The sequence below is a fragment of the Rhizobium sp. SRI_017 genome, from assembly GCF_057586295.1.
On the sequence record NZ_JBYCZP010000042.1, the window covers coordinates 1 to 7,437 of the forward strand.

The 7,437-nt window shown below is 56.6% G+C and carries 11 protein-coding genes and 1 pseudogene; 4 read left to right on the forward strand and 8 right to left on the reverse strand.

Features of this window, described 5'->3' with window-relative positions; genetic code table 11:
- Positions 1–109: 109 nt before the first annotated feature.
- The 7 genes from AC2YI2_RS34610 to AC2YI2_RS34640 all read right to left on the reverse strand — a co-directional run bounded on the left by AC2YI2_RS34610 (position 110) and on the right by AC2YI2_RS34640 (position 4,676).
- A complete protein-coding gene (locus tag AC2YI2_RS34610; protein WP_487391059.1) occupies positions 110–1,894 on the reverse strand; it encodes an adenylate/guanylate cyclase domain-containing protein in 1,785 nt (594 codons plus the stop codon).
- Positions 1,895–2,119: 225 nt separating this feature from the next.
- The gene (locus AC2YI2_RS34615) at positions 2,120–2,638 is read right to left on the reverse strand and encodes a P-loop nucleotide/nucleoside kinase family protein (RefSeq protein ID WP_487391069.1); all 519 of its coding nucleotides are present in this window, start codon (positions 2,636–2,638) and stop codon (positions 2,120–2,122) included.
- 352 nt (positions 2,639–2,990) lie between these two features.
- The gene (locus tag AC2YI2_RS34620) at positions 2,991–3,428 is read right to left on the reverse strand and encodes a BA14K family protein (RefSeq protein WP_487391060.1); all 438 of its coding nucleotides are present in this window, start codon (positions 3,426–3,428) and stop codon (positions 2,991–2,993) included.
- Entirely contained in the window at positions 3,388–3,654 is a 267-nt protein-coding gene (locus tag AC2YI2_RS34625; RefSeq protein ID WP_487391061.1) for a hypothetical protein, read from the reverse strand. The genes AC2YI2_RS34620 and AC2YI2_RS34625 overlap by 41 nt, the downstream gene beginning before the upstream one ends.
- Before the next feature lie 10 nt (positions 3,655–3,664).
- On the reverse strand, positions 3,665–3,877 hold the full coding sequence (locus tag AC2YI2_RS34630; protein ID WP_487391062.1) for a hypothetical protein: 213 nt from the start codon (positions 3,875–3,877) through the stop codon (positions 3,665–3,667).
- Positions 3,874–4,452, reverse strand: a complete 579-nt coding sequence (locus AC2YI2_RS34635) for an HAD family hydrolase (RefSeq protein ID WP_487391063.1) — start codon at positions 4,450–4,452, stop codon at positions 3,874–3,876. The genes AC2YI2_RS34630 and AC2YI2_RS34635 overlap by 4 nt, the downstream gene beginning before the upstream one ends.
- On the reverse strand, positions 4,449–4,676 hold the full coding sequence (locus tag AC2YI2_RS34640) for a hypothetical protein (protein WP_487391064.1): 228 nt from the start codon (positions 4,674–4,676) through the stop codon (positions 4,449–4,451). Before AC2YI2_RS34640 ends, AC2YI2_RS34635 begins: the two co-directional genes overlap by 4 nt.
- Positions 4,677–4,830: 154 nt before the next feature.
- Here AC2YI2_RS34640 and AC2YI2_RS34645 point away from each other — a divergent pair, with 154 nt between their 5' ends.
- From AC2YI2_RS34645 to AC2YI2_RS34655, 3 genes are read left to right on the forward strand one after another with little or no spacing between them, the layout of a single operon-like run.
- Complete coding sequence (locus AC2YI2_RS34645; RefSeq protein WP_487391065.1) at positions 4,831–5,220, forward strand: hypothetical protein; 390 nt, start codon at positions 4,831–4,833, stop codon at positions 5,218–5,220.
- Positions 5,217–5,486, forward strand: a complete 270-nt coding sequence (locus AC2YI2_RS34650) for a DUF5985 family protein (protein WP_487391066.1) — start codon at positions 5,217–5,219, stop codon at positions 5,484–5,486. The genes AC2YI2_RS34645 and AC2YI2_RS34650 overlap by 4 nt, the downstream gene beginning before the upstream one ends.
- Before the next feature lie 3 nt (positions 5,487–5,489).
- Entirely contained in the window at positions 5,490–5,741 is a 252-nt protein-coding gene (locus AC2YI2_RS34655) for a DUF5985 family protein (protein WP_487391067.1), read from the forward strand.
- A gap of 271 nt (positions 5,742–6,012) precedes the next feature.
- Here AC2YI2_RS34655 and AC2YI2_RS34660 read toward each other — a convergent pair.
- A pseudogene (locus AC2YI2_RS34660) lies at positions 6,013–6,309 on the reverse strand (TetR family transcriptional regulator C-terminal domain-containing protein); the annotation flags it as partial.
- A 95-nt stretch (positions 6,310–6,404) separates the two neighbouring features.
- Between AC2YI2_RS34660 and AC2YI2_RS34665 the strand changes: the two are divergent.
- Positions 6,405–7,437 (forward strand): adenylate/guanylate cyclase domain-containing protein (locus AC2YI2_RS34665; RefSeq protein WP_487391068.1); only part of this gene is annotated, 1,033 nt, incomplete at its 3' end.

Consider the following 7,437-nt stretch of genomic DNA (forward strand, 5'->3'; position numbering starts at 1 on the left):
GGCCATCAACCGCCAAGACCCCCAGTCTTCAAAGCGCCGTCTCTAAATACTTGCCTAGCGGAGCGAACGTCGCCCGATCAGATGACAATGGAAATGACCCTGGGCCTTCCTAGTCCGGAAGCCCCGCGTCGCGCAGCACATTGAGGATCTGCTCCAGTGTCCCGCGGTATTTATAGGGCTTCTTATCGGCATAACGCGACAGGCTGAATGTCGGATCAGCCGCGATGATTTCCTGTGCGATTTGCCGGGCTTCGCCGTGCGAGTCGTCAAGACTGTAGCCGCTGCAAAGTATGATCCGGGCTTCAGTTTGTTGCGGATCGACGCGCAACGCCTCCCTCGCCGCGGGGATAGACAGGCGCACCTTGCCGCTATCGCGGTAGACAGTCGCAAGCACATTGATCAACCAGGGTGGATAGTTTCGCTCGAGCAGGAGCGCCTCTCTCGCGCTCTTGATCGCGTTGACTGAATCGCCACAGTAGTTCCGGACCTCAGCCAGGATTCCGTGCGTGAGCGCGCAGTTCGGGCGAAATCCTATTGCAATTTCGCAGTTCGCTAGGGCCTCGTCATGCATGCCCTTTAGAAGCTGCAAGTGGCCGGTGACAATATGTCCAAGGCCGTTGGTTCTTTCGTATCCAATGGCGATATCAGCCCACTTGGCGGCTTCCTCGAGTGAACGCTCTTCCGATTGCGACCAACCGAACATCGCATCGATAAGGTGGACGACCGAGATGAGGCTCGCTGCATGATCCGTGTCCGGCTGAACTCGATATAACTCATGAAAATGACGAAGAGCCGCGATATTGTCATCTTTGGTTCCGGCGTAGAAATGGCTTACGCCCCGATGGTAAAGCTCGCGAGCTCTGGGGTTGGTAAGATTATCATACCAGATTCTGGTTTTCTCGCCGCCAATGAGTTCAACGTCCAGTGAAATCAGGACTTCCTGAGTGATCTCGTCCTGAACCTTAAACAGATCATCGACGTCCCGGTCGTAGCGTTCTGACCAAATGATCTCACCGGCAACGACATCGGTAAGCTGAAGCGTAGCCCGGAGATGCTTACCGACCTGCTGCACTGCACCACCCAGGACGTAGCGCACACCGACTGAAGCGCCAGCCTGTGCGGCGGGGACGTTCCGATTCCGGAAACTGTTGACGGCGCTCGTGCTAATGAGAAAGAGGCCAGAGAGCTGCACCAAAGACGACAAGATACCGAGCCTCAGTCCCTCGGCGAGAAAATCCTGATCTGGATCACCGCTTAGGTTCTCGAACGGAAGGATGGCGATTGAGGGTCGCTCGGGCGCGCCAAACCCGAGATCGGGCACAGCAGCAGCCGACAGGTTGGGTTCGGTTGTGGCCGGGCCTGCATCACCAACCAGAATCTGGTAAATCCGCACAGGGTCTTCAATATTTCGGAGGGTCTGGTCTCCCATATCCTTAATATCTTGCGTGATTTTTCCCGCAAGTTGTTTGTAGACGGTTCCGCTGATGCAGATGCTTCCTGGGCTGGCTAACGTCTCCAGCCTTGCCGCGACATTTACCCCGTCGCCGTAGATGTCATCGTCATCGACGATGACATCGCTCAGGTTTATCCCTGCCCGGAAGATCATTTTTCGACGATCAGGAATTTCGGCGTTGCGGCTCGCCATCTCCTGTTGAACCTCGATGGCACAGCGAACGGCATCGATGGCACTCGGAAATTCGAGCAACATTCCATCACCGGTCGTCTTGACGATGCGGCCCCTGTATTCCGCAATCTTGGGATCGATTAATTCGCGGCGATGGGCTTTGAGGGCAAAAAGCGTCCCTTCCTCATCTTCGTGCATCAGCCGACTGTAGCCAGCAACGTCAACGGCCACAATGGCGGCGAGCCGCCGAATATTCGCCTCGCGTATCACGCCATGGATTCCTGTTTGAAACTGGCCAGTCGCCCAGCTTAGACCTTACGCTGGTTGGAGTCTAATCTGGGTTTGGTACAGCAATGACGTTAAGCGCCTGCGTGGGGTTCAGTCCGCGGTTCGGGGCCGAGTCGGCCCTTTCGGGCGGTTCCTGGAGCGCAATGAAACGACTGGATCGCGCCACAAGCAGTCGTCGATCCGCGCAACTGATCTCGAGCAGGCGTTTCATACAGGGGCGGTGACGCTTAGATGGGTCGGACAATCGTAAAGCGCCAGCTCTTCGGCGGTCGGCGGCGAGAAGTGCTTCGACCACCTAATCAGGTCTGCCCGCGAGATGTCGAACGTGCCGGCCGGAAGCTCGGCGTTTCGCCGGGAAACCCGATCCCAAAGCTCGTCAAAGGGAACGTCGAGGAAGCAGAGGACGACGCTGGCACCGGCTGCGCGAGCGTCGTCCCGGCAGATGTCGCGTTCTGCCCGTGACCACAGTCCCCAATCCACGACGACGTTGCACTGAAGCCTGATGGCACGCAGAGCGATTTGCCATTGTAGGCTCTCGACTCTACCTCGACACGGACCGGTTTCAGCTTCCGGAGTGGAGATGCCGGGGTAAAGCTTGTGCATCCAGTCATCTCCGGTCAGGCGCAGCGCAGATGCCTCTTGTTCAATGATCTGGGCGAGCGACGTCTTCCCCGAACCGGGAAGACCGCAAGTGAGGTAGAGGGTGGGCATTGGAAAATCTCTGATCTTGGCTTGGCAGTTGGGAAGGACCCCGCAATGCCAGCAGGACTGCACTTCACACAATGCCGCAAGGCGCGGCCAATCAGAGGTGTGTTGCCATAGCCAATCTTGTAGGACCGCTCTGCCCAGGGGTCATGACGGCCGCGCCGCTGAGTGTTCCAACCTCAATGAGATTGACACGAAACCGCCAAAAAGGGGGACAGCCATGGGGTAACAAGGGGATGTCTGGCTGCCCCCAAAAACCGCGTGCGGGCAGTGCACCCGGTCGAACTGAAACATTAGCGCGTTTAACGGGGCGCAGCATCCTCCGCTTCCGGCAGAATTTGCCATACGGGGCAACCACCATCCGCGAGCAATCTCAGTGGCTGAATGGAGATATGCAGGGCCGCCGCTTCCCATCGTAGGGCTGAAACGTACCGTCCAAGACCCGGTATGACCAATATTGTGCCTGGCACCACCTTTGGTGATCGGTCAAACATCCTGACCGTTCTACGGTCGAGCCGCATCCGCGCCGGAACGCTCGCTTGGGGTACCAAAGCCCGTCAGAGTGTTGCCGCAAGCCTGGTTTGGGATCGGGCGAACCTCTGAAACCTCTCCACATTCCAGGGGCACGCAAGGCAAGGTGCGTTTCGCTATCCACGATCCCCTGCGCTACGGCAGAAGCGTGGCCGTCAAAAGCCACCGCCAAGACACCTAAGACGATGGCTGAAAGGGTGTCCACTCCCACCTCCTCCTCTCCGCGGCCTTGGCTTGCCCTACGTTCGTGTCGAAACGCCACTGGGTTCAGCGTAACCATCGCTCCGCCCGGTTACATCGATTTCTCCGGTGATAGAGCGCATCAGATTGTCGCGCAGGAAAGCATTGGCAATCTCGTTCACCCCTGCCGCTACGCTCATGCTCGCGCCCCGGTACGCGACGTGAAGCACCCCGTTCTCGATGACGTAGTCGGCGTCCAGTTTCGCGCCACTGCGCGCAACAAACTCAAACCGCTTCATTGGCTTCCTCGTGGATTCATTGATCATGCTCTTCGCCTCAGAATTCCCATCGACGCCGCTTGATTGAGTGGTAGACCGCGCGTGCGAACCACAAGGCAGTGCCGATGAGGAAAAACAGCAGCAACACGGGCCAGAGCAGACAGAGCACACCCGTCCAGATCATCTCGTCGACGGGCGGTCGCTTCCGATTGAGAACGACGAACAATATCGCTGCGACGAACGCCCAGTTGGTGATGACAAACCAGGTCATCGCGCCGCTGTATTGAGCCGACGGGTTTGAACTTGCTCCTCCGCAGAGTAGGTCCGGATTTCACTTGCATCGACCTTCAACTGCGCGAGAAGCCACGCAAGAGGCGCGTGCGGAGCTGACCGCCTAGCGCGTTTTCCAGTCGACGCGAAGGTGACGGATAGACCCGCCATGGTGAGAACAGCGTTCTCCACTTTGGGAAACTGCGACGCGGCATTTTCTTCCGGCGGGTTCAATTGCGCAAGCGCTTTGGATGCCATCGAGGCAAGTAGATGTTCTGGTGCGAACCCGGCAAATTCAGCCCCATGCCCTCCCAAGTGATCATGGTTCCAGAAATAGTGGCGGACAAGCATCCCGGAGCCGCCACCAATTAGGAAATCCGGCGGGGGAAGGACTGTCGAGGGCAGCAGCGATTGTAGCTCGTCGACGGTTCGCGCACTATGAAACAGCAGCAGAGGGCGGTGCCCGCGCTCCCACTTCATCCAGGTATCCAGAAGAGCACTCTCCGCCTCGCGATTGTGAAGGAGGTTCTGGTCCAAATCGCACACCACGAGTTTTGGCGTTGTCGCATTTCTCATGGCATCCTCTTCCGCGTTGGCACCTTTGTTGCCATGAATTTGCCGCAATCAGCACTCAGTTCAGCGCCAAATTCATCTTCAATTATTTCCAAATCTGAAACGAAATTCTCACTTAAGTCGTCCGATGTCAAATAATCGGCGGCAAACTGGGGCCGATTTAACATATTGTTGCGCAACATCGATTGCGGCTGAATGTAGGCAACTTTTTGTTTTTTTAACGCCATTTGCGATTGTGCGCCGCAGCATCACAATGCCGTGAGCTCGCGATGTGAGCGTGCGCTTTCCAGTCGTCCGTCTAAGACAAATGTGATTTGGTTGCCCGCGACGAGCCTCAAGAGAGCGTTGAACTTTCTTTGAGTCGCGTTTAAGCCACTGCTGATGACCAGAGATCAGCCGTCAGATTCAAGCTTCAGGGAGATGGTCGAAGGCTGTCTGGACTCCGTTTGGTCGATCGAGCTGCTGTTGCTTGTTTTTAATCAGCCGGCTCGCATATGGACGACTGCGGAAATGGTAAAGGAGCTGCGAGCCAGTGAACTCGTCGTTGCGCAATCGGTACAGTGCCTGCGCAATGCCGGGCTGTTGATCGGCGAGAGCGATGGCACCGTCCGTTATGCTGCAGCGTCTGCAGACCTCGACGCCTTCGTAGCAAAATTAGACCATGAATATCGCACCCGGCCAACGCAGGTCAGGCTCATGATAGTCGGTCGATCGCATGCCAAACTTGCCGCGTTCTCCGATGCATTCATCCTGAGGAAGCCACCGAAGTGAGCCACTATGTCCAGGTCGCCATCTATGTCCTCTGCCTTGTCGCCAGTACCGGCTGTGCCTGGTTGCTGCTGAAAGGATATTGGCGGACTCTTACTCGTCTACTGCTGTGGACCGGGCTCTGTTTCGCGTTCCTGTCCCTTAACAGCCTCGTGGTCTTGTTTGATCTTGTCGTTTTCCCGCAATGGGATTTGCGTGTTGTTCGGCATGCAGCCTCGCTGACGGCTGTCGGATTGCTCATATTTGGTCTTGTCTGGGAGTCCGATTAGCCGATGTTCGCATTCGTTTCCGGACTCATCACAATGGGCTTCCTGATCTCGGGACTGTTCTTCATTCGTTATTGGGTACGAACGCGGGACATGCTGTTTGCGGCCTTCGCTGCTGCCTTCTGGCTCCTAGGGGCCAATCAGACGCTGCTTGCCCTTTCCGATCTGCCAGTGGAGGAGAGAAGCTGGATGTATCTGCTGAGGCTTGCTGCCTTCGTCATCATCATCACAGTCGTCGCATTAAAGAACCGGCGTTAGATGGTGTGAAGGATCGAATAGCTAAATCTGGAGGGCCGGGGCTCCAGGCAAGCCTCACAGCTCTAGGGCCTGGGACTTTACCTACGAATTGCCATATGAGTTGCAGAGCAGATTCAAAATCCTTGTGTAGCGGATGACCGTGTTGGGCCAACACGAGCCGAGACCTCAGGTCCCTGATGCGCCAATGGCAGTCTACTTGAGTTTATTCGACGTCGTCGCCCGGATCATTGTCGCCAACCGAGCTGGTGACATTCCGGACGGACTTATCGTGTCAATCCGGTGGCAGCCTGTAGGAAAGATAATCGCGCATCTGCTTGAGCGCATCCTCGCGTGTGAATCCGCCTGACTGCAGGCCCAGGCGCAACCAGAGCCCGTCGATCAACGCGGTGATGGCGAGGGCTACATGCTCGCATTCGTTCTCGGGCACAAGTGCGACCAGAGCCGACATCAAATTCGATCGCATGCGTGCGTGAATGACTTTTTGAATGCGTGCCAGTTGCGGCTCTCGCGGAACCTCCGCACATAGCGATAACCAGGCATGGCAAATCGAGGGTTGGAAGAACCGCTGACCATCTCTGACGCTGGACTGCTACATCTCGCTCGCGCTATCGCGTTTCGGGCCTATGCTAGCGTCATGATTCAGCGGCTTGACGAGGGGATACGATGATTGAGAAGGTTATCAGGCGGAGATTGGCAGCCGTAGTTGTCGCCGACATCGCGGGTTATAGTCTGCTCGTTGGAGAGGACGAGGCTCGTACTGTCGCACTCGTCAATCACCTCTGGGTCGATATCGTCAAACCTCTTGTCGCTGAAATGGGCGGCCGCGTCGTGAAGGTCATGGGCGATGGCGCATTGATGGAATTCCCCAGCGCAGTTGAAGCAGTGAACTCTGCGCTCGTTCTGCAAGAACGCATGACAGCTGACGACTTGAACCCGGACGGGCTCACGATCAAGCTCAGAATAGGGATCAATCTCGGCGACGTGATTGTCGACGAGCAGGACATCTTCGGCGACGACGTTAACATCGCCGCCCGATTAGAGGCCCTGGCCGCTCCGGGCGAACTTTGCGTGTCAGGCAGCGTCCACGAGGCAGTTCGTGGCAAAATCCCCTTTGACAGTGATGATCTTGGGGAGGTTGAACTAAAGAATATCGCCAAGCGAGTAAGAGTGTATCGGCTTCGGGCCGTCGGCCGAGCGCCTGCGCTCGGTGCGACCGACGTTCGTCAAGACGCCGCCTTGTCGATCGCCGTGCTTCCGTTCGACAACATGAGTGGCGTACCCGAGCAAGACTACATCGGCGAAAGCATATCGGAGAATATCCTAACCGACCTCTCGCGCTTCCGAGACCTCACTGTCATCGCCAGAAACGCCAGCTTCGCCTACAAAGCCGAGACGACCCGCGTTCAGGACATTTGGCGGAACCTTCGAGCCAACTATGTACTCGAAGGAAGCGTTCAGACAGCAGGTGCCCGCATTCGCGTTAACGCGCAATTGATCGAAGCTGCCACCGGAAAGCACGTCTGGGCAGAACGCTACGACCGACAAACGGACGATTTTTTTGCGGTAATTGACGATATCACCGAACTGATTGTTTCTACGCTTGCAACAACATATGGCGGACGCTTGCGTAAAGCAGTAGCGAGCAATTCCGCAAGCAATCGGTCGAAGTCGTTCCGCGCCATCGAATACTTCGTGA

Coding starts and splice junctions, on each gene's coding strand:
- AC2YI2_RS34655 (WP_487391067.1), top strand. CDS start 5,490: ATGTTCGCATTCGTTTCCGGACTCATCACAATGGGCTTCCTGATCTCG.
- AC2YI2_RS34630 (WP_487391062.1), bottom strand. CDS start 3,877: ATGACCTGGTTTGTCATCACCAACTGGGCGTTCGTCGCAGCGATATTG.
- AC2YI2_RS34640 (WP_487391064.1), bottom strand. CDS start 4,676: ATGGCGTTAAAAAAACAAAAAGTTGCCTACATTCAGCCGCAATCGATG.
- AC2YI2_RS34635 (WP_487391063.1), bottom strand. CDS start 4,452: ATGAGAAATGCGACAACGCCAAAACTCGTGGTGTGCGATTTGGACCAG.
- AC2YI2_RS34625 (WP_487391061.1), bottom strand. CDS start 3,654: ATGATCAATGAATCCACGAGGAAGCCAATGAAGCGGTTTGAGTTTGTT.
- AC2YI2_RS34620 (WP_487391060.1), bottom strand. CDS start 3,428: ATGGTTACGCTGAACCCAGTGGCGTTTCGACACGAACGTAGGGCAAGC.
- AC2YI2_RS34645 (WP_487391065.1), top strand. CDS start 4,831: ATGACCAGAGATCAGCCGTCAGATTCAAGCTTCAGGGAGATGGTCGAA.